At 72.0% G+C, this 19,072-nt stretch carries 21 protein-coding genes, 6 tRNA genes and 1 riboswitch; of the genes, 8 read left to right on the top strand and 19 right to left on the bottom strand.

Going from position 1 to position 19,072, the window contains the following annotated elements; all coding sequences use genetic code 11:
* Positions 1–10: 10 nt before the first annotated feature.
* The 5 genes from trpC to hisI form a co-directional block, all read right to left on the bottom strand.
* On the bottom strand, positions 11–841 hold the full coding sequence (gene trpC, locus ABD912_RS13455; protein WP_345151463.1) for an indole-3-glycerol phosphate synthase TrpC: 831 nt from the start codon (positions 839–841) through the stop codon (positions 11–13).
* A 2-nt stretch (positions 842–843) separates the two neighbouring features.
* Positions 844–1,113: an HGxxPAAW family protein gene (locus tag ABD912_RS13450; RefSeq protein WP_345151461.1), complete on the bottom strand. Its 270-nt coding sequence runs from the start codon at positions 1,111–1,113 to the stop codon at positions 844–846.
* 114 nt (positions 1,114–1,227) lie between these two features.
* Positions 1,228–1,944 (bottom strand): Trp biosynthesis-associated membrane protein, encoded by a 717-nt coding sequence (locus tag ABD912_RS13445; protein WP_345151460.1) that lies wholly within the window; start codon positions 1,942–1,944, stop codon positions 1,228–1,230.
* A complete protein-coding gene (locus ABD912_RS13440) occupies positions 1,941–3,494 on the bottom strand; it encodes an anthranilate synthase component I (RefSeq protein ID WP_345151458.1) in 1,554 nt (517 codons plus the stop codon). Before ABD912_RS13440 ends, ABD912_RS13445 begins: the two co-directional genes overlap by 4 nt.
* A 120-nt stretch (positions 3,495–3,614) precedes the next feature.
* Positions 3,615–4,019, bottom strand: a complete 405-nt coding sequence (gene hisI / locus ABD912_RS13435; RefSeq protein ID WP_345151457.1) for a phosphoribosyl-AMP cyclohydrolase — start codon at positions 4,017–4,019, stop codon at positions 3,615–3,617.
* A gap of 60 nt (positions 4,020–4,079) precedes the next feature.
* On the opposite strand from hisI, the gene ABD912_RS13430 reads away from it, so the two are divergent.
* On the top strand, positions 4,080–4,811 hold the full coding sequence (locus tag ABD912_RS13430; RefSeq protein ID WP_345151455.1) for a TIGR03085 family metal-binding protein: 732 nt from the start codon (positions 4,080–4,082) through the stop codon (positions 4,809–4,811).
* 39 nt (positions 4,812–4,850) lie between these two features.
* Here ABD912_RS13430 and ABD912_RS13425 read toward each other — a convergent pair whose 3' ends face one another.
* From ABD912_RS13425 to ABD912_RS13365, 13 genes are all read right to left on the bottom strand, one after another.
* On the bottom strand, positions 4,851–5,576 hold the full coding sequence (locus ABD912_RS13425; RefSeq protein WP_345151454.1) for a GNAT family N-acetyltransferase: 726 nt from the start codon (positions 5,574–5,576) through the stop codon (positions 4,851–4,853).
* A gap of 22 nt (positions 5,577–5,598) precedes the next feature.
* Positions 5,599–6,369, bottom strand: a complete 771-nt coding sequence (gene hisF / locus ABD912_RS13420; RefSeq protein WP_345151453.1) for an imidazole glycerol phosphate synthase subunit HisF — start codon at positions 6,367–6,369, stop codon at positions 5,599–5,601.
* Positions 6,370–6,379: 10 nt separating this feature from the next.
* Positions 6,380–7,228: an ATP phosphoribosyltransferase gene (gene hisG, locus ABD912_RS13415; protein ID WP_345151452.1), complete on the bottom strand. Its 849-nt coding sequence runs from the start codon at positions 7,226–7,228 to the stop codon at positions 6,380–6,382.
* An 83-nt stretch (positions 7,229–7,311) separates the two neighbouring features.
* Positions 7,312–7,575, bottom strand: a complete 264-nt coding sequence (locus ABD912_RS13410; protein ID WP_149957073.1) for a phosphoribosyl-ATP diphosphatase — start codon at positions 7,573–7,575, stop codon at positions 7,312–7,314.
* A 162-nt stretch (positions 7,576–7,737) separates the two neighbouring features.
* Complete coding sequence (gene ribH / locus ABD912_RS13405; protein WP_345151448.1) at positions 7,738–8,238, bottom strand: 6,7-dimethyl-8-ribityllumazine synthase; 501 nt, start codon at positions 8,236–8,238, stop codon at positions 7,738–7,740.
* 15 nt (positions 8,239–8,253) lie between these two features.
* Entirely contained in the window at positions 8,254–9,504 is a 1,251-nt protein-coding gene (gene ribB / locus ABD912_RS13400) for a 3,4-dihydroxy-2-butanone-4-phosphate synthase (protein ID WP_345151446.1), read from the bottom strand.
* The gene (locus ABD912_RS13395) at positions 9,501–10,127 is read right to left on the bottom strand and encodes a riboflavin synthase (RefSeq protein WP_345151444.1); all 627 of its coding nucleotides are present in this window, start codon (positions 10,125–10,127) and stop codon (positions 9,501–9,503) included. The genes ribB and ABD912_RS13395 overlap by 4 nt, the downstream gene beginning before the upstream one ends.
* A 5-nt stretch (positions 10,128–10,132) precedes the next feature.
* Positions 10,133–11,254 (bottom strand): bifunctional diaminohydroxyphosphoribosylaminopyrimidine deaminase/5-amino-6-(5-phosphoribosylamino)uracil reductase RibD, encoded by a 1,122-nt coding sequence (gene ribD / locus ABD912_RS13390; protein ID WP_345151442.1) that lies wholly within the window; start codon positions 11,252–11,254, stop codon positions 10,133–10,135.
* 228 nt (positions 11,255–11,482) lie between these two features.
* A riboswitch (FMN riboswitch) is annotated at positions 11,483–11,611 on the bottom strand.
* Between the two features lie 14 nt (positions 11,612–11,625).
* Positions 11,626–12,312 carry a ribulose-phosphate 3-epimerase gene (gene rpe, locus ABD912_RS13385; protein ID WP_345151440.1) on the bottom strand — a complete coding sequence of 229 codons (687 nt, stop codon included), beginning with the start codon at positions 12,310–12,312 and terminating at the stop codon, positions 11,626–11,628.
* Between the two features lie 3 nt (positions 12,313–12,315).
* Positions 12,316–13,896 carry an RsmB/NOP family class I SAM-dependent RNA methyltransferase gene (locus ABD912_RS13380; RefSeq protein WP_345151438.1) on the bottom strand — a complete coding sequence of 527 codons (1,581 nt, stop codon included), beginning with the start codon at positions 13,894–13,896 and terminating at the stop codon, positions 12,316–12,318.
* Positions 13,893–14,822: a methionyl-tRNA formyltransferase gene (fmt, locus tag ABD912_RS13375; protein ID WP_345151436.1), complete on the bottom strand. Its 930-nt coding sequence runs from the start codon at positions 14,820–14,822 to the stop codon at positions 13,893–13,895. Before fmt ends, ABD912_RS13380 begins: the two co-directional genes overlap by 4 nt.
* The gene (gene def / locus ABD912_RS13370) at positions 14,819–15,376 is read right to left on the bottom strand and encodes a peptide deformylase (RefSeq protein WP_345151434.1); all 558 of its coding nucleotides are present in this window, start codon (positions 15,374–15,376) and stop codon (positions 14,819–14,821) included. Before def ends, fmt begins: the two co-directional genes overlap by 4 nt.
* A 134-nt stretch (positions 15,377–15,510) precedes the next feature.
* Positions 15,511–16,362: a cytochrome gene (locus ABD912_RS13365; protein WP_345151432.1), complete on the bottom strand. Its 852-nt coding sequence runs from the start codon at positions 16,360–16,362 to the stop codon at positions 15,511–15,513.
* Positions 16,363–16,579: 217 nt separating this feature from the next.
* On the opposite strand from ABD912_RS13365, the gene ABD912_RS13360 reads away from it, so the two are divergent.
* The 7 genes from ABD912_RS13360 (at position 16,580) to ABD912_RS13330 (ending at position 17,760) form a co-directional block, all read left to right on the top strand.
* Positions 16,580–16,653: transfer RNA gene (locus tag ABD912_RS13360), tRNA-Gly, on the top strand.
* A gap of 64 nt (positions 16,654–16,717) precedes the next feature.
* Positions 16,718–16,788, top strand: a tRNA-Cys gene (locus ABD912_RS13355).
* A 70-nt stretch (positions 16,789–16,858) separates the two neighbouring features.
* Positions 16,859–16,930, top strand: a tRNA-Val gene (locus ABD912_RS13350).
* A gap of 46 nt (positions 16,931–16,976) precedes the next feature.
* Positions 16,977–17,053, top strand: a tRNA-Gly gene (locus ABD912_RS13345).
* Between the two features lie 72 nt (positions 17,054–17,125).
* Positions 17,126–17,197 (top strand) — tRNA-Val (locus ABD912_RS13340).
* Between the two features lie 31 nt (positions 17,198–17,228).
* Positions 17,229–17,305: transfer RNA gene (locus tag ABD912_RS13335), tRNA-Gly, on the top strand.
* Between the two features lie 197 nt (positions 17,306–17,502).
* Entirely contained in the window at positions 17,503–17,760 is a 258-nt protein-coding gene (locus tag ABD912_RS13330) for an antitoxin (protein WP_345151430.1), read from the top strand.
* A gap of 106 nt (positions 17,761–17,866) precedes the next feature.
* Here the strand turns inward: ABD912_RS13330 and zapE are convergent, their stop codons facing one another.
* Positions 17,867–18,904, bottom strand: coding sequence for a cell division protein ZapE (zapE, locus tag ABD912_RS13325; RefSeq protein WP_345151429.1), 1,038 nt, complete (start codon positions 18,902–18,904; stop codon positions 17,867–17,869).
* Between the last annotated feature and the right edge of the window lie 168 nt (positions 18,905–19,072).

Genomic DNA, 19,072 nt, shown 5'->3' with positions numbered 1-19,072 from the left:
CCATCCGCGGTCAGGCGGTGCGCGCCGGGCGGGCGGCGGTGCCTGCCCCGATGAAGGCGCGCAGGGCGCCGACGGGGTCGTTGTCCTTGACGAGGGCCTCGCCGACCAGGATGGCGTCGGCGCCGTGCGAGCCGTACTCGGCCACGTCGGCGGCGTCGCGGACGCCCGATTCGGCGATGATGACCGCCGACTCAGGGATCCGCCCGGCGAGCCGGGCGAAGTTCCCGCGGTCCACGTCGAGGGTCTTGAGGTTGCGCACGTTGACCCCGATGATGCGGGCGCCGGCGGCGACGGCCCGGTCGACCTCCTCCTCGGTGTGCGTCTCCACGAGGGCCTCCATGCCCAGTTCGCGGGTCAGCGCGAGGAACGAGGCGAGCGTCGCGTCGTCGAGCGCGGCCACGATCAGCAGGACCAGGTCCGCGCCGTGGGCGCGCGCTTCCCAGATCTGGTAGGCATCGACCGTGAAGTCCTTGCGCAGCAGCGGGATCTCGACGGCGGCGCGCACCGCGTCGAAGTCCGCCAGCGAGCCGCCGAAGCGGCGCTGCTCGGTGAGCACGGAGATCACGGAGGCCCCGCCCTCCACGTAGCGGGCGGCCAGCGCGGCCGGTTCCGGGATCTCGGCCAGCGCGCCCTTGGAGGGGCTCTTGCGCTTGACCTCGGAGATCACGCGCAGGACGGTGTCGCGGCCGGTGCCGTCCGGGGTGCCGCCAAGGGCCGCGAACGCGTCGCGTGCCGGGGCGGCGGCCAGGGCGCGCTCGCGGATCTCCACGTCGCCCAGCGCCTCGCGGCGCTGCTGGAGGTCTTCGCGGACCCCGACGATGATGTCGTCGAGTACCGTCACCCCTAGTGTTCCTTGGACTTGGTCTTGCTGCCGCCGACGCCGTAGCCGGCGGCCTTCAGGGCGCCGCCGACAACGAGGCCGAGGACGATCACGGCGACGCCGCCGAGCAGGACCGGGAGGTTCGCCAGGGTGTAGCCGACGCAGCCGATCAGGGTGCCCACCAGCATAACGGCGACGGCGCTCCAGGCGGCGATGCTGTTGCCGTGGCCGGCCGGCTCGGCATGCATCGGGTCGATGGCCGGGGCGTTGTTCGCGGCGGTGTTGGTTGCCATGGTCGGGGTACTCCTCATCACGTCGTTGGCCCGGGACGTACGCCCCGGGCAGAACTTCTTTACATTCTGCCACTGATTCCGCGGCCGGACCGCCATTCGGCGGCCCGTCGCGGGTCAGCCCGTGGGGTCCTCGCCGCGGGACAGGCTGTCCCATCCGTCGATCTCGTCCAGCCGCTCCGAATCCGGGGCCTGTCCTGCGCTTTTGGGCTGGGCACCACTGTCGGACTGGGCACCACCGTCAGGCTGCGCGGCGTCGGACGCCGCAGTGTTGTTGGAAGCCGCAGCGTTGGAAGCCGCAGTGCCGGAGGCCGCCGGAGCGGCCGCATACTTGCGGCTGCCCTTCCAGCCGCGGCCGGCAACGAAGAGCACCACGCCGACCAGGGCCATCCACACGCCGGCGGCGGCGGCGATCCACGGCCACACCAGGACGGTGTACGTGCCGGCGACGGCGGGCATGCCGGTGGCGGTGCCGACGGCCCCGGCCGCCGCGCCCTGCGGGTCCAGGACCACGCCCACGGAGGCGGCCGTGATGCCGGCCCCGGCGGCCACGAGCAGCACGGCGATGATGCGCCGGGCCACGGGGCCGGCGATCGCGGCGGCGACGGCGCCGGCCAGGGCGACAACGGCGAGGGCCGCCACCGCGGTGGCCGCGTCGGATCCTGCGACGTCGATCTGGGGGATGCGCACGGACGCGGCGTCGGGGACCACGCGGATCCAGGTCCGGGTGGTGGTGGCCAGGGCGGCCACCGCTCCCAGCAGCGCGGCGGCGAGCACGTTGCGGCGGGAGGCCAGGGGGCGGGCCCCGCCGTTGCCTGCGGGAGGGCTGCTCACGGAGTGGCCCCGGCCGCCGGACGCATGCTGGATGCGGCCCAGACGGCGCGCATCGGGGCGGCGGACTTGTTGACCGTCTCCAGCGCCTCCGCGTCCAGGTCCGAGTCGGCGACGATGCCGCCGCCGGCCTGCACGTAGGCGCGCCCGTCCTTGAGCAGGGCCGAGCGGATGGCGATGGCCATGTCCATGTCCCCGGCGAAGTCCAGGTAGCCGACCACGCCGCCGTAGACGCCGCGGCGCTGCGGCTCGACCTCGTCGAGCAGGCGCAGGGCGCGCGGCTTCGGGGCCCCGGAGAGGGTTCCGGCCGGGAACGTCGCGGCGAGCACGTCGTAGGCGGTGGCGTCCCCGCGCAGGTGGCCCACGACGTTGGACACCAGGTGCATGATGTGGCTGAAGCGCTCCACCTCCATGAACTGGGTGACCTCGACGGAGCCGGGCACGCACACCTTGGAGAGGTCGTTGCGGGCCAGGTCCACCAGCATCAGGTGCTCGGCCTTTTCCTTCTCGTCGGCCAGCAGGCTGTGCTCGTGCGCCTGGTCCTCGTCGTGGGTGGCCCCGCGCGGGCGGGAGCCGGCGATCGGGTGGGTGACCACGTCGCGCCCGTTGACGGTGACCAGCGCCTCCGGCGACGAGCCCACGATCGAGTAGCTGCCGCCGTCGGCGTCCTCGAGCGTAAACAGGTACATGTAGGGGCTGGGGTTGGTGGCGCGCAGGATGCGGTAGACATCCAGCGGATCCGCGTCGGTTTCCAGCTCGAAGCGGCGGGAGATCACCACCTGGAAGACCTCGCCGTCGACGATCGCCTCCTTGCCGCGCAGCACCGCCTGCCGGTAGGAGCCTTCGTCCCAGCTGTGGGTCACCGCCGCCATGAGTTCGTCGGCGGGAATGTCGGTGCCGGAGTAGGTGGAGACGCGGCCCTCGGCCGGGCCCTCCAGCGCCTCGAGCATGTTCTGCACGCGCTCCACGGCGTGGAAGTAGGCGCCGTCGACGCCGGCCTCCAGGCCGTTCTGGTTGATCGCGTTGGAGATGAGCGTGACGGTGCCGTCGGTGTTGTCGTGCACCACCATGTCCCCGACCAGGTTCATGGCCAGCTCGGGCATGCCGAGGTCGTCGTGCGGCGGGTTGGGCAGCTTCTCCCAGCGGCGCACGGCCTCCCAGCCGACGAACCCGACCATGCCGGAGGTGAACGGCGGCAGGCCCTCGAGCGGTTCGGTGCGCAGCATCGCAACGGTCTCCCGCAGCACCTCCACGGGGTTGCCCGTGGTGGGCAGCCCGGCCGGCGGGGTGCCCAGCCAGTGGGCCTCCCCGTTGCGGGTGGTCAGCGTGGCCGGCGCCCCGGTGCCGATGAAGGAGTAGCGGCTCCACACTCCGCCCGCGGCGGCGCTTTCCATCAGGAACGTTCCGGGCCGGCCTGCCGCCAGCCGGGTGTACAGGGCGATGGGGGTCAGCGAATCCGCCAGGACGCGGATCGAGACGGGGATGACGCGGCGGGTGCGGGCAAGTTCGCGGAATCCCTCGAGCGTGGGGGTGACGACCCCGAGTGCATGCATAGGTGGCGGCTCTCTTGGTTTGACTCTGTCGTGGCGTTTGGCGCTGTCTTGGTTTGACCCTGCCGTGGCTGACACGGTGGGGGCAGGGCGGGGGCCGGGCGCGTCGGCCCGGCGGGGCGGCTAGGCCTCGGGCGTGCCGACGGCGGCGTCCAGGTCGCGGCCGTCGAAGCAGGTCCGGGTGCCGGTGTGGCAGGCGGCGCCGACCTGGTCCACGCGCACCAGCAGGGCGTCGCCGTCGCAGTCCAGCGCCACGGACTTGACCAGCTGGATGTGTCCGGAGGTGTCGCCCTTGCGCCAGTATTCCTGCCGCGAGCGCGAGTAGAAGGTGACGCGCCCGGTGGTGAGGGTCCGATGCAGGGCCTCCTCGTCCATCCAGCCGAGCATAAGCACCTCCCCGGTGTCGTGCTGCTGGCAGACGGCGGCCACGAGGCCGGCCGCGTCCTTCTTGAGGCGGGCGGCGATCCGCGGGTCCAGTGCCGAAGCAGGGGCGGCCGGATCGGTGGCGGGGGCTGGGTATTCGGACATCGCTAGCAAGTCTAGTGCGTCGGGCACCACCCCGGGTGCGATGCGTGCTAGGTTGCCAGCGTGAAGCGTTTCGTGCACCCTTCCCGCGAAGTCCTGGCCGAGGTGCTCCTGGCCGCCGGCCCCGACGAGCCGACCCTGTGCGCCGGCTGGCAGACCCGCCACCTCGCCGCGCACCTGGTGCTGCGCGAGCACAGCCCGCTGGCCGCGGGGATCGTCGCCAAGCCGCTGGCCGCCCGGTTCGAGCGCGCGGTCGAGGAGCTGGCAGCGGAGTCGGCCGGCACGGCGCCGTACGCGGCCCTGGTGGAGCGCTTCCGTTCCGGTCCGCCGCGCTGGTCCCCCTTGGCGCTTCCCCGCGTGGACAACGCCGCCAACCTGGTGGAGTTCTTCGTGCACACCGAGGACGTGCGCCGGGCCGGTGAGCGCTGGGCCCCGCGGGTGCTGGACAACGACTATTCGGAGGCGCTGTGGCACTCCCTGGTGCGCGGCTCCCGCCTGCTCTACCGGCGCAGTCCGGTGGGGATCATCCTGGTCCGGCCCGACGGGGTGCGGCACGTGGCCAAGCGCGCGGCCTCGGCCGTGGCGGTCACCGGGGAGCCGTCCGAGCTGCTGATGCACGCGTTCGGCCGGCGCGGCCACGCGCTGGTCACCTTCGAGGGAACCGCTGACGCCATCGCGCGGCTGGCCGCCGAGGGGCAGGGCACGAAGGACCAGGGCACGAAGGGGCACGACGCCGGCCGGCGGGGTTCTGACGGGCAGGGCAGCACCGCGGGCCCCCGCCACCGCAAGGGCTAGCCGTATTGGGCCAGCACCGTCCGCCGATACAGCTGACGGCTAGGGGGTCAGCTCCCGGGTGCGGTAGTGGTACTGCGTGGCGGTGCTGAACCCCAGCGAGTGGGAGAGCAGGATCGCCCCGACGCGGGTCTCGCGCACCTGCAGCCACACGCCGGCCAGCCCGCGCCGGGCGGCGTCGGAGAGCAGCGCCTCCAGGACCAGCCGGGCGTAGCCGTGGCGGCGGGTATCGGTGCGGGTCACCGCGCAGGAGAGGCCGCCGTACCCGTCGACCAGGGCCATCCGGGCGATCGACTCGGTGTGCCCGTCCACGCGCAGGGACGCGTACACGGCCGGCGCGCCCACCAGGATCCGGCGCAGCACGGCCTGCTCCTCCGTGGTGTACGGGCCTTCCTCCTGCAGGTAGACCCCGAGCCATTCGGGGTCCGGTTCCGCGGCCAGTTCCACGCGCACGTCCGACTCGGCGTCGGCGAAGCGCTGGAGCTCGTCCCCGTCCATGATCTGGACCAGGGTGGGGCTTCCGGCCCGGTAGCCCTTGGTCGCGAGGCGTTCGTCCAGGTCGGCGGGCTGCGTCACGGGGCTGATCTGGAAGGACGCGTCCAGCCAGCGTTCGGCGCTGCGGCGTTCGACCTCGGCCACGGCGGCGTCCAGGTCCTCCGGGGCGGCGAGCGGCAGCACCGAGTTGGCGCGCTGGGTGACCCCCGCGGCGAAGCGCAGGGTCCAGCCGTCCACGGCGCCGCGCTCGATCGAGGGCCAGGCCTCGGCCATCAGGCGGTGCAGGTAGGTGGGGTCAGCGAACAGGGAAACCAGCCTCCTTGATGGCCTGCTTCACCCTCGCAATCATGTCCACGGGTCCGAAGTGGAAGATGGATGCGGCGAGCACGGCGTCGGCACCGGCGGCGATGGCCGGCGGGAAGTCCTCGGGCTTGCCGGCGCCGCCGGAGGCGATCAGCGGGACCTTCACCGCGGCGCGGACGGCACGGATCATGTCCAGGTCGAAGCCTTCCTTGGTGCCGTCGGCGTCGATGGAGTTCAGCAGGATTTCCCCCACGCCGCGCTCGGCGGCCTCCTTCGCCCAGGCCACGGCATCGATGCCGGTGCCGGTGCGGCCGCCGTGGGTGGTGACCTCGAAGCCCGACGGGCAGCCCGGGTCGGTGGTGCGGCGCGCGTCCACGGACAGCACCAGCACCTGGGAGCCGAAGCGTTCGGTGATCTCGTTGATGACCTCCGGGCGGGCGACCGCCGCGGTGTTGATCGAGGCCTTGTCGGCCCCGGCGCGCAGCAGCCGGTCGACGTCGGAGGCCGCGCGGACGCCGCCGCCGACGGTCAGCGGGATGAAGACCTCCTCGGCCGTCTGCGAGACCACGTCGAACGTGGTCTCGCGGTTGCCCGAGGATGCGGTCACGTCGAGGAAGGTGAGTTCGTCGGCGCCGGCGGCGTTGTAGCGCTTGGCCAGTTCCACGGGATCGCCGGCGTCGCGCAGGCCCTCGAAGTTGATGCCCTTGACCACGCGGCCGGCGTCGACGTCGAGGCAGGGGATGACGCGGATCGCGACAGTCATGTGCGGCTCCTTAGATGCGGCAGGCGTGGATCGTGCTGACCAGGATGGCGCGGGCGCCCAGGTCGTAGAGGTCGTCCATGACGCGGTTGGTGGTGCTCTTGCGCACCATCGAGCGCACCGCGACCCAGTCGGAGTCCTTCAGCGGGGACACGGTCGGGGACTCGAGCCCCGGGGTGATCGCGCAGGCGGCCTCGACGAGCTCGCGCGGCACGTCGTAGTCGACCATCACGTACTGGCGGGCCACCAGGACGCCCTGCAGACGGCGCAGCAGTACGTCCAGCCCGGCGGGGGCCTGACCGGCGCGGCCGATCACTACGGCCTCGGAACGCAGGATCGGCTCCCCGAAGATCTCCATGCCGGCGGCCTTGAGCGTGTTGCCGGTCTCCACGACGTCGGCGATCGCGTCGGCGACGCCCAGGCGCACGGAGGACTCAACGGCGCCGTCCAGGCGGACCACCTTGGCGTCGATCCCGCGCTCGGCCAGGTAGCCGCGCAGCAGGCCGTCGTAGCTGGTGGCGATGCGGCGGCCGGCGAGCTCGGCGACGGAGGAGAAGTCGCCGACGGGGCCGGCGAAGCGGAAGGTGGAGGCCCCGATGCCCAGCGGCAGCCGTTCCTCGACGTCCCCGTTGACCTCGGCGTCCATGTACAGGTCGCGGCCGGTGATGCCCACGTCCAGGATGCCGCGGCCGACGTACACGGCGATGTCGCGGGGGCGCAGGTAGAAGAATTCGATCTCGTTGTCCGGGTCCACCAGGACCAGCTCGCGGTTGTCACGGCGCTGGCGGTATCCGGCCTCGGTCAGCATGGCGGAGGCGGCTTCGGACAGGGAGCCCTTGTTGGGCACGGCTACTCGCAGCATGGTGCGGCTCTTTTCTGGTTCTGAAGGGATGCGGGGCAGGACGTGGACAGGCGAAAGCCGCCGGAGCTCGATGGCGCAGGCGGCTAGAGGTGCTTGTAGACGTCCTGCAGGCTCAGGCCCTTGGCCAGCATCAGAACCTGCAGGTGGTAAAGCAGTTGGGAGATTTCCTCGGCCGCGGCCTCGTCGGACTCGTACTCGGCCGCCATCCAGACCTCCGCGGCTTCCTCGACGATCTTCTTGCCGATGCCGTGGACCCCCGAATCGAGTTCCGCGACGGTGCGGGAGCCCGCCGGGCGGGCCTCGGCCTTTTCGGCCAGTTCGGAGAAGAGGGTGTCAAAGCTTTTCACCATCCAAGGGTATCCGTTGGCCCCGCGGCGGTGGGCAACGCCCCCCGCATTGTGACGAAGCACACCCCGCCGGGGCCGGAGATGACGGCGGCCACCCACGAACGGCGGCGCGGCTCCTTCCCTGCGGAAGGCGCCGCGCCGCCGTCATCCGGCCGGGCTCTCTTAGCGGCCGGCCAGCACCAGTGCGGTCTGCAGCGCCGCGGCCATGGCCTCGTGGCCCTTGTCCTCGGCGGACCCGGCGCCGTCGTTGTAGTCGGCCAGGCCCGCGCGGTCCAGCGCCTGGTGCTCGGTGTCGCAGGTGAGCAGCCCGAAGCCGACCGGGGTGCCGGTCCTTACGGAGACGTCGGTGAGCCCGGCGGTGGCGCCCTGGCAGACGAAGTCGAAGTGCGGGGTCCCGCCGCGGATAACGACGCCGAGCGCGACGACGGCGTCGTAGGCGGGGGCCAGCCTGGCGGCGGCGATCGGCAGCTCGAACGCGCCCGGCACCCGCACCACCTCGGGGGTGGCGATGCCGGCGTCGGCGGCGGCGCGCAGCGCGCCGGCAACCAGCCCGTCCATGACCTCCTGGTGCCAGCTGGCGGCGACGACCACTGCCTTCAGGCCGGACTCGCCGGCCGCCGCGAGTTCTGCTGCGCCGACGGAGGGTGCTCCGTGTCCACTCATGTTTTCCGTCTCTCCTTATTCGGGGGTGCCGGCGCCGAAGGCGGCCGGGTCGATGCTGTGGCTCATGCGCTCGATCTTGGTGCGCAGGTAGCGCTCGTTTTCGGGGCGCGCGCCGATGGTGCTGGGGATCAGCTCCTCCACCTGGATGCCGGCCTGGCCGAGCCACCGGCTCTTGAGCGGGTTGTGGGTGATCAGGCGGATCCGCTCCAGGCCCAGGCTGTGCAGGATCGCCGCGGCCGCGTCGTACCGGCGCGCGTCCACGGGCAGCCCGAGCTGCTCGTTGGCCTCGACGGTGTCCGCTCCGCCGTCCTGCAGGGCGTAGGCGCGCATCTTGTTGGCCAGGCCGATCCCGCGGCCCTCGTGCCCGCGCAGGTAGACCACCGTGCCGCCCTCGGCGGCAATGGCCTTGAGCGCGGATTCCAGCTGCTCGCCGCAGTCGCAGCGGTAGGAGCCGAAGATGTCCCCGGTGAGGCATTCGGAGTGCAGGCGCACCAGCGGGGCCTCATGCACCGAGGGCATGGACAGGGTGAAGTGCTCGTCGCCGCTGGCCCGGTCGGTCCACGCCTGCACGGCGAAGGTGCCGTGCGGGGTGGGCAGCTGCACCACGGGCCCGCCCACGACGGCGGCCGGCGCCGTCGGCTCCGGGGCGCGGGCGCCGGAACCGGTCAGGTGGGCCGCCAGGTCCTCGATGCTGACCAGCGGGATCTCCCACTGGTCGGCGAACTCGCGCAGCGCCGGCAGCCGCATCATGGTGCCGTCGTCGTGGACGAGTTCGGCGATCACGCCCACCGGCTCCAGGCCGGCCAACTGGCACAGGTCCACCGAGGCCTCGGTGTGTCCGCGGCGGGCCAGCACGCCGCCCTCGACCGCACGCAGCGGGAAGATGTGGCCCGGGCGGGTGATGTGGGCGGAGTTGGAGTCCGGGTCCGCAAGCAGGCGCGCGGTGACCGCGCGGTCTGCGCCGCTGATGCCCGTGCTCACGCCGGAGGCGGCGTCGCAGGAGACGGTGTAGGCGGTGCCCTTGGCGTCCTGGTTGTTCGTCACCATCGGCGGCAGGCCCAGGGCGTCGGCGTGGCCGCCGGGCATCGGGCAGCAGATGACCCCGGAGGTGTAGCGCACCGTCCAGCCCATGAGTTCGGGAGTGGCGAATTCGGCGGCGAAGATGATGTCGCCTTCGTTTTCGCGGTCCTCGTCGTCGACGACGACGACGGGGCGGCCGGCGGCGATGGCCGCGATGGCGTCTTCGATCGGGTCCAGCAGGCTCATCGTGCATCCTCTCCGGCAAAGGCGGCCAGCCGTTCGGCGTACTTGGCCATAACGTCCACTTCCAGGTTGACGGGGTCGCCCGGGGCGCGCAGGCCCATGACGGTCTCGCGCAGGGTGGTCGGGATCAGTCCGACCTCGAACCACTGCTCCGGGTCGGAGGCCGGGGAGACGTCGGTGACGGTCAGCGAGGTGCCGTCGATGGCGATCGATCCCTTCCGGGCCACGTAGCGGGCCAGGTCGCGCGGGATGGAGAAGCGCAGGCGCTCCCAGTTGCCCAGGTCCTCGCGCTCGATCAGGGCGCCGATGCCGTCCACGTGGCCCTGGACGACGTGGCCGTCCAGGCGGCCGCCGGCGGGGACGCAGCGTTCAAGGTTGACGGTGTCGCCGACCTGGAGCGCTCCCGTGGTGGAGTGGCGCAGGGTCTCCCCCATGACGTCGATCTCGACGCTGTCCCCCTCGAAGGAGATCGCGGTGAGGCAGACGCCGTTGACGGCGATGGAGCCGCCCAGGCCCAAATCCGCCGCGTGCCTGGGGGCGGAGACGGTGAGGACGACGGCGTCGCCCTCGCCGGCGGGGCGGATCGCTTCGACGCGGCCGAGGCCGGTGATGATGCCGGTGAACATGGTGCTCAGTTCCTTTCTTCCGCGCGGGTGGGCGCGTTGTGCGCCGGGGCGGGCGCTGGTTCGAGGTGGAGTGCGACGTCGTCGCCGAGGCGCTGGTGCGCGGGACCGCCCGCGTCGTCCAGCCGCCAGCGGCGGGCGTCGGCGAGGGTGCCGATGCCGAGGTCCCCGACGGCGGGCCGGCCCGCGCCGAGGAAAAGCGGAGCCTGGTACAGCCAGACCTCGTCGACGAGGTCCGCGGCCAGGAAGGCGGTGGCGATGGCGGCGCCGCCCTCGATCATGACGTGGTCGGTGCCGTCCGCGGCCAGGGCCGCCAGGGCCTCGGACGGGTCGTGGGTGGCCAGTTGGGTCCAGTTTCCGTCCCCGCGCACGGCGGCGTCCGCGGGAACTTCGCGCCGGCCCATGACCACGCGGCGGGGCTGCCGCGCCGCCGCGGTGCCGTCGGCGTTGCGGGCCGTCAGGCGCGGGTTGTCGGCGAGCACGGTGCCGGTGCCGGCGAGGATGGCATCGGCCCGGGCGCGCACGCCGTGGCTGTGGTCGCGGGCGGCGGGGCCGGTGATCCACTGGCTGGTGCCGTCGGCGGCGGCGATGCGCCCGTCCAGGGTCTGAGCCAGGTGGAGGGTGGTGAAGGGCCGCTGCGCGGCGCGGGCGGCGAACCAGCGGTGGTTCAGTTCGCGGGCGCGCTCCCCCAGCAGGCCGGAGGCGACCTCGGTGCCGCGGGCGGCGAGGAACTCGGCTCCGCCGCCGGCCCGGTCGGTGCCGTCGGCCGTGGCGTAGACGACGCGGCCGATCCCCGCGGCGGCGATCGCCCCGGCGCAGGGGCCGGTGCGGCCGGTGTGGTTGCAGGGCTCGAGGGTGACGGCCATGGTCAGCAGGGCCGCCTCGGCGGGGTCCACGGGGCCGAGGGCGTCCAGCGCGGCGGCCTCGGCGTGCGGGGTTCCGGCGCCGCGGTGGTGCCCGACGGCGCGCACGGTGCCGTCTGGTCCGAGCACCACGGCGCCGACCAGCGGGTTGGCGCCGCGCACGCCGCGGCCGGCCTCGGCCAGGGCCAGTTCCATGGCGGAGCGCTCGGCGTCGGTGAAGGTGGCGCCGCTTCCGGCGGCGGGTGCGGGGGCGTGGCCGGCGGGCATCAGCGCACCGTCCGGAAAGCGCGGACCCGTGGCGTACCGGCGGATGGACCGGCGCACAGGCCGGTCAGGGCCGCCGTGGTGGCGGTAGTGGTGTTGACTTCAATGAGCCACCGCAGGGATTTCAATCGTTCCTCCTCGTGAGCCGCGGCGGCTCCGGGGGTTACGACAGTGCGGCGGATCCGGCCGGGCATCCCCAAAAGGATGCGCCGAACCGGCTGAGCTACCCTGTACGTGCTTCTCCCATCCAGACTTTACTGTCGGTACCGGAATTCCACCGGCTCAGCCGTGGTGCCGAGGGCACCGCGGGTCGCGGACTATCACCGCCGGTTCGGAATTTCACCGACCCCGGAGCACGTTCTGTAGTTGTACATTCATTCAACCACATGTTCGGTCGCAGCCAGAGTTGCCTGTGCCACATTGCGCAACGTTTCCACCGCCGCCGCGGGATCCTCGGTGCCGTAGACGCTGGAGCCGGCCACGAACACGTCGGCCCCGGCCTCGGCGGCGCGCAGGATCGTGTCCCGGGTGATGCCGCCGTCGACCTGCAGGGCGATCGGCAGGCCGGTTCCGTCGATCGCGGCCCGCGCCCGGCGGATCTTCGGCAGCACGAGGTCCAGGAACGCCTGGCCGCCGAAGCCCGGTTCCACGGTCATCAGCAGCAGCATGTCCAGTTCCGGCAGCATGTCCAGGTACGGTTCCACCGGGGTGGCCGGGCGCAGGGCCAGGGACGCCTTCGCGCCGCGGGCACGCAGTTCGCGGGCCAGCTTCACCGGCGCCGCCGAGGCCTCCGCGTGGAAGGTCACCGACGCGGCTCCCGCGTCGGCGTAGCCCGGGGCCCAGCGGTCCACGTCGGAGATCATCAGGTGCACGTCCAGCGGCACCGGGCTGACCTGTCCGATGCGCTCGACGACCGGCAGCCCCAGGGTCAGGTTCGGGACGAAGTGGTTGTCCATCACGTCGACGTGCACGGCGTCGGCGGTGTCGATCCGGTGCAGTTCGGCCTCGAGATTGGCGAAGTCGGCCGAGAGGATGCTGGGGTGGACGCGGCAGGAACGCATAAATCAGTCCTTCGTGGCAGGGCGGCCGGCGGCCCCCTTGGTGAGCAGGGCAAGGAACATGGCGTCGGTGCGGTGCACGTGCGGCCACAGCTGGACGGTGTTTCCCAGTGCCGCGTCTCCGTCTCCCGGACGGGCGGCGTCGAGCGGGTGCGCGGCGCCGAGGGTGCCGAGGGTGCCGTCCAGGCAGGCGGCGTCCGCCGCGGCCCCGGTGTCCAGCAGGCGTGCGTCGGGGTTGCGCTTGAGCACGTCTTCGACGACGGCGCGCGTTTCGGCCGGGTGCGGCGAGCAGGTGACGTAGGCGACGACGCCGCCGGGGCGCAGCGCGGACAGCGCGGCATCCAGCAGCTCGCCCTGCAGGATGGTCAGTTCGGCGACGTCCTTCGGCGACTTGCGCCAGCGGGATTCGGGGCGGCGGCGCAGGGCGCCGAGGCCGCTGCAGGGGGCGTCGACCATGATGCGGTCGAAGCGCCCGGCGTTGGCGGCGTTGCCGTAGTCCCGTCCGTCCTCGACGGTCAGGATCCAGTGGTCCTCCGGAACGGCGTGGAGCGCTTTGCGGACCAGTTCGGCGCGGTGCGGTGTCGGTTCGTTGGCGGTCAGCGTGGCGCCGCGGCCGGCGGCGATGGCGGCCAGCAGGGTGGCCTTGCCTCCGGGACCGGCGCAGAGGTCCAGCCACACGGAGTCGCGCCCGCCTTCGGGCAGGGCGACATCGGCCAGCGCCCGGGCCACGAGCTGGGAACCGGCGTCCTGGACGCGGGTGGTGCCGGCCCGCACGGAGTCCAGCCGGGACACGTCCCCGCCGGCGTAGTAGGCCGAACCCGGAACCAGGGTGCCCGGCTCCGCGCCCTGCGCGAGCGCCTCGTCGAGGGATCCCAGGCCCGGGAGGGCGACCAGGTTGACCACCGGGGCCTGGTTGTCGGCGGCGAGCAGGTCCTCGATCTCCTCCGCGCGGCGGCCGTGGGCGGCCAGCGACTGGCGCAGCGCGCGGACGATCCACTCCGGGTGGCTGTGCTCGAGCGCGGAGCGGGACACGTCGTCGTCCAGGCCCTGGAGCAGCTCGGCGACCCATTCGTCGCGGTCGCGGGCGGCAACCTTGCGCAGCACCGCGTTGATCAGCCCCGAGGGGCCGGCACCGATGACGGCACGGGCCAGGCCCACGGTTTCGTCCAGGGCCGCATGGGTGGGCACGCGCATGGACAGCAGCTGGTGGGTGCCCAGGCGCAGGGCGTCGAGCACCGCCCCGTCGAGCTGGTCCAGCGGCCGGTCCACGCAGCGGGCCAGCACCGCATCGTAGAGGCCCTGCTCGCGGAGGGCGCCGTAGGCCAGTTCGGTGGCGAAGCCGGCGTCGCGCTTGTCCAGCCGGTTCTCGCGGATGCGCGCCGGGAGCACCAGGTTCGCGTAGGCGTCCTCCTCGGCCACCGCGCGCAGGACCTCGAAGGCGGTCAGGCGGGCGGGGTCGGCCCGGCGCTTGCGCTGGGAGGGGGCGGCGACGCTGAACCGGCGCTCCCCCGAGGCTCCGCGGTTGCGCTGGCGTCCCTGTTCGTTGCGGCGCTCGCCACTGTTTCCGCTGTTTCCGCGTTCGCTCATGCGAACACCACCTTCGTTTCGCCGCCGAGCCCGCGGGCCCAGTCGGAAGCATCCATCGTCTTCTTGCCGGCCGGCTGGACGGTGCCCAGTTCCACCGGATGGGATCCCGTGCCCACCAGCACGCGCGGGCGCTTGCCCGACAGGACCGCCACGTGGCCCGGTTCCAGCGTGTCCGCGTCCGTGCGGGGCTGGACGGGACCGAGCTTGAAGCGCTGGCCTTCCAGGGTGGTCCACGCCCCGGGCTCGGGGGTGGTGCCGTTGATCCGGCGGCGCACGGCCAGGGCGGGACCGTTCCAGTCGACGCGGCCGTCCTCGAGGCCCAGCTTGGGGGCCAGCGACACGTCACCGGCCTGCGGCACCGCCACCAGCTTTCCTGCATCGATGCCGGCCAGGGTCTGCGAGAGCAGCACGGAACCGCTCTGCGCCAGCCGGGCCAGGAGCGCTCCGGCGGTGTCGTCGGGGCCGACGGCCTCGGTCAGTTGGCCGTAGACGGGCCCGGTGTCCAGCCCCTCCTCCAGCAGGAACGTGACGGCACCGGTGACGTCGTCGCCGTGGATCACGGCGTGCTGGACGGGGGCGGCGCCGCGCCAGGCGGGCAGCAGGGAGAAGTGCAGGTTGATCCAGCCGTGGCGCGGGATCCCCAGCGCGGCCGGCGGGACCAGTCCGCCGTAGGCGACGATCGCGGCCACGTCGGGGCCGGCGGCGCGGATGGCCTCCTGCGCGGCGGCGTCGATGCGGTTGGCCCGGATGACGGGCAGGCCCAGTTCCGCGGCGCGCGCAGCGACCGGCGAGGGCGTCAGCACGCGCTTGCGGCCCACCGGGGCGTCCTTGCGGGTCAGCACGGCCACCACGTCGAAGCCGTCCGCGACGAGGCGGTCCAGCGACGGTACGGCCACCTCGGGCGTTCCGGCGAAGAGGACCCTCACAGGCTGGTTCCGAACGCGGAGCCCAGGCTCTTGGCGCGGGTCGCGACGGTGGTCTCGGCCACGCGGTTGTATCCGGCGTTGCGGATGCGGCGCAAGGCGTCCTTCTTGTTCTCGCCCTGGAGGCGATCGATGTAGAGAATGCCGTCCAAGTGGTCGGTTTCATGCTGCAGGCACCGGGCCAGGAAGCCCTCGCCCTCGACCACCACGGGGTTGCCGTCGACGTCGACGCCGGTGGCGCGGGTCCAGCGCCGGCGCGGCACCGGGTAGCCCAGGCCCGGAATGGACAGGCAGCCCTCGATGCGGTCCTCCTGGAAGTCCTCGCTCAGTTCCAGCACCGGGTTCACGATGTGTCCGCGCCGGCCCTCGATCTGGAAGGTGAACACGCGCAGGCCGACCCCGACCTGCGGGGCGGCCAGTCCGGCGCCCTCCACGTTCTCCATGGTCTCGTCCATGTCGCGGACCAGCTTGCGCAGTTCGGGACCGAAATCGGTCACTTCTTCGGCCCGCGTGCGAAGGACCGGGTCCCCCACGATGCGGATTCCCAGGACGGCCATGGGCTGAGCTCCCCTCCCGCCGGCGGGGCCGGCAATGTGCTGTGGATTCCTTTGGCGCCGCCCCGTGGCCGGGAGCGGGCATTCAGCCATTCTACTGCGGGGGCACCGGCCGGCACCCCAACCGGCCGGCTCCCTCAGGTTGCCGGCACCGGCGGCGGGCCAACCGGGCGCAGCGGCACGCCGGCCTCCTGCACCTTCAGCCCGGAGGCCCACACCTGCCGCAGGGCCCAGAAGCGGCTCCAGTAGGCGGGCAGGACGGCGGGGTCCACCATCATCGGCCGGACCTCGGTTTCGCCGATCGCCACTCCGAGCAGCATCGGGTCCGCGCCGTAGGGCCAGGGTTCCCAGGTCCCGGCCTGGGGATCGACCAGCATCTCCTCCGCCTTGCATCCGGCGGCCAACTGCATCACCACCTTCGGATCCAACGCCTTGACCCTTCCCTCGCGGTCGGTGCCCTTGGTCTTGTAATCGATCAGGCACACCCGCCCGCCGATCTCCGCCACCAGGTCCAAGGTCCCCGCGTAGCCGACCGCGTGGTTCCACACCGTGACCTCGGCGGCCAGCGGGACCACGCGATAGGTCTCCCACCACTGGTCGAAGCGGGCCGCGAAGGCCCCCTCCCCGTGCTCCTCCAGGGCCGCACGCGCCGCCCCGGCCTCGTCGGGCCGGCCCAGCGCGGCCAGCGCGACCTGTTCGCAGTAGTGGTGCACGCGGTCCCCGCGCGCGGCCGCGGCGTCGCGGAAGGCGTCGGCGGCCCCCGAGGCCTCGCGGGCGACGGCGCGCAGCTTGGCCGGGTCCCCCACGGCGGCGGCCAGGCGCTGGTCCTGCACGACGGCGGTCGCGGCCATGTGCCCGATCCACCCGCCCATGCCCGCGTCTGCCTGGCCGATGACGTTGGTGATGGAGGGAACCTCCGGTGTGCCGCCGAGGCGGCGCGAGTACATGCGCCCGTAGGGGGTCTGGTGGGCCAGGGCGGGGGAAGTCATGCCCACGATTCTGGCATGCCTCCCCGACCGCTTGGCCCCGTTTCCGCGCTGACCTGCGGGAGCACGTGGGGACCGGCTGCGGCGGGCGGAACGTGCCCGCGGCCGGGCCGGGCGCGTCCGGTTTTGCACTTCGACGATTCGTCGTATAGAGTCTTCACTCGTTGGAACGCACCGAAGCGGCTCGGAAACGAAGCGCAGAAGGTTGCCGAAACCACACGCGGACATAGCTCAGTTGGCTAGAGCGCCACCTTGCCAAGGTGGAGGTCGCGGGTTCGAATCCCGTTGTCCGCTCGCAAGTCACTGAATGTGGCCGGTTCGCCGGTCCAGCCGGGAACGGGTCACCGTTTCAGGTCACGGTGGGGTGGCCGAGAGGCGAGGCAGCGGCCTGCAAAGCCGTATACGCGGGTTCGAATCCCGTCCCCACCTCGCATAAGGTATGCTTGCAGCCTTGAATGAAGCGGTCCGGGCAACATGCTTGGGCGGACCGCCTTCACAGGCGCGATTGGCGCAGCGGTAGCGCGCTTCCCTGACACGGAAGAGGTCACTGGTTCGATCCCAGTATCGCGCACGGAGAATCCCCTGCGGGGAGTTCCCTTGCGGACACAACTCCAAATGCGGACATAGCTCAGTTGGCTAGAGCGCCACCTTGCCAAGGTGGAGGTCGCGGGTTCGAATCCCGTTGTCCGCTCCAAGGACATGCAGGCCCCCGGCCGGCATCGAATTGACGGCCTGCACGGCTGCTCCAGGGCAGCCCACACGGCAGGCGCGATTGGCGCAGCGGTAGCGCGCTTCCCTGACACGGAAGAGGTCACTGGTTCGATCCCAGTATCGCGCACGGAGAATCCCCCACGCGGGGAAATCCACTTGCGGACATAGCTCAGTTGGCTAGAGCGCCACCTTGCCAAGGTGGAGGTCGCGGGTTCGAATCCCGTTGTCCGCTCCATTGCTTCCTCGAAGCACACGCGAAAGGCCCCCGGTTTACCGGGGGCCTTTCGCGTGTGCGCCGTTCCTTTTGGACTTCGCCGTCGGCGAACGCCCCTGCCAATCCCTTGGCACCCCCTGTCGTCGCCGCGCGCGGGCCTCTACCATGGATGGCGGACGGGAGCGTTCACGGCTCCCCGGACGGAAAGGAGGTGCCTGTTGTCTATTTTTGACGAGCTCAAGGGCAAGGCTGAAGGGCTCAAGGACAAGGCCGCCGAGGTGACGCGTGAAAGCGCAGACCAGGCACATGGTGTTGTTGACAACGCCGGCAACGTCGTCGATGAAAGGACCGGCGGCAAGTTCGCCGAACACATCGACAAGGGCCAGGATGCCGCTCACGGCCTTCTGGACAAGGTCGACAGCGACGACGAAGGCACCACCGCAACACCGCCGGCACAGCCGACACCACCGGCCTAGTCCGCGGGTCTTCCGACAGCAGGGCTTTCGGGCCCCCCAGAGCACGGCAAGCAGGTGCCGGTCCCGCCGTGAGGCGGCACCGGCACCTGTCGTCGTTTCGGAACCGCTACAGGGCTACTTCGCCCTTCTGGCCCTCGCGGGCCAGCGCGGTCAGGCGCGAGACCGCGCGGAAGTACTTCTTCATGTAGCCGCCGGCCATCATCTCCGGGGTGAACAGCTCGCTGAACGGCTTGCCGCTGGCCACGATCGGGACGTCCTTGTCGTACAGGCGGTCCGCCAGCACCACAAAGCGCAGCGCAACGGCCTGTTCGGTGATGGTGTCCACGTTGTGCAGCACCAGCGCGTCGACGCCGGAGATCAGCTGGCGGTAACGGCTCGGGTGCACGCCGGCCAGGTGCTTGACCAGGTCGCCGAAGTGGTCAACGGCCAGGACCTGGCCGTCGTAGCGGGAGCGCGCGAAGTCCAGCAGGTCGGCGTCGGCCACCGGCTCCGGGGCGGCCGGCAGGCCGCGGTGGCGGAAATCCTCGCCGTCGATGCGCACCACGTCGAACTGGTCCGATAGAACCTTGATCTCGCGCTGGAAGTCGACGGCGGCGAAGCGGCCGTCGCCGAGCGAACCGGGCAGCGTGTTGGAGGTGGCGGCGATCTTCACCCCGGCGTCGGCGAGTTCGCGCATCAGCCGCGACATCAGGACGGTGTCGCCCGGATCGTCGAGCTCGAACTCGTCGATGCAGATCAGCTTGTACCCGCTGAGCACCTCGACCGTCTTGCGGAAGGACAGCGCGCCGACGAGGTTGGTGTACTCCACGAACGTGCCGATGGCCTTCGGGCCGGGGGCGGCGTGCCACAGCGAGGACAGCAGGTGGGTCTTGCCCACGCCGAAGCCCCCGTCCAGGTAGATGCCGGCACGCTTGGCCTTGGACTTGCCGAAGAGCTTGCCGAACAGTCCCCCCTCGGACTGTCCCACCCGTGAGGCGAAGGTGCGCAGCAGGTGCACCGCCTCGGCCTGGGAGGGCTGCTTCGGGTCCGGACGGTAGCTGTCGAAGGAGACTTCGTCGAAGCGCGGCGACGGGTGGAATCCGGCAAGAAGGTCGTCGATGGACACGTGGGGCGTCCGCTGGGTGAGGTGCTGGATCGTGGCCACGGTTGAGCGTCGGTTCCTTCGCGTGCGGGGGCATGGTGGGGTGCGGGGGCGCCCGGCGCCCCGCACCACCTTACGCCTCCGCATGCCCGCGCGCTGAACCGGGACATCCCGCATGACGGCGCGACATCCTGCCACCGTGGACCCTCGCCCGCTAGCGCCTACCGGGCT

Origin of the sequence: Arthrobacter ginkgonis (genome assembly GCF_039540195.1) — a bacterium.
GTDB classification, from domain to species: domain Bacteria; phylum Actinomycetota; class Actinomycetes; order Actinomycetales; family Micrococcaceae; genus Zafaria; species Zafaria ginkgonis.
The sequence above is the reverse complement of the archived record's forward strand: the minus strand, read 5'-3'. Positions and strand labels throughout refer to the sequence as shown.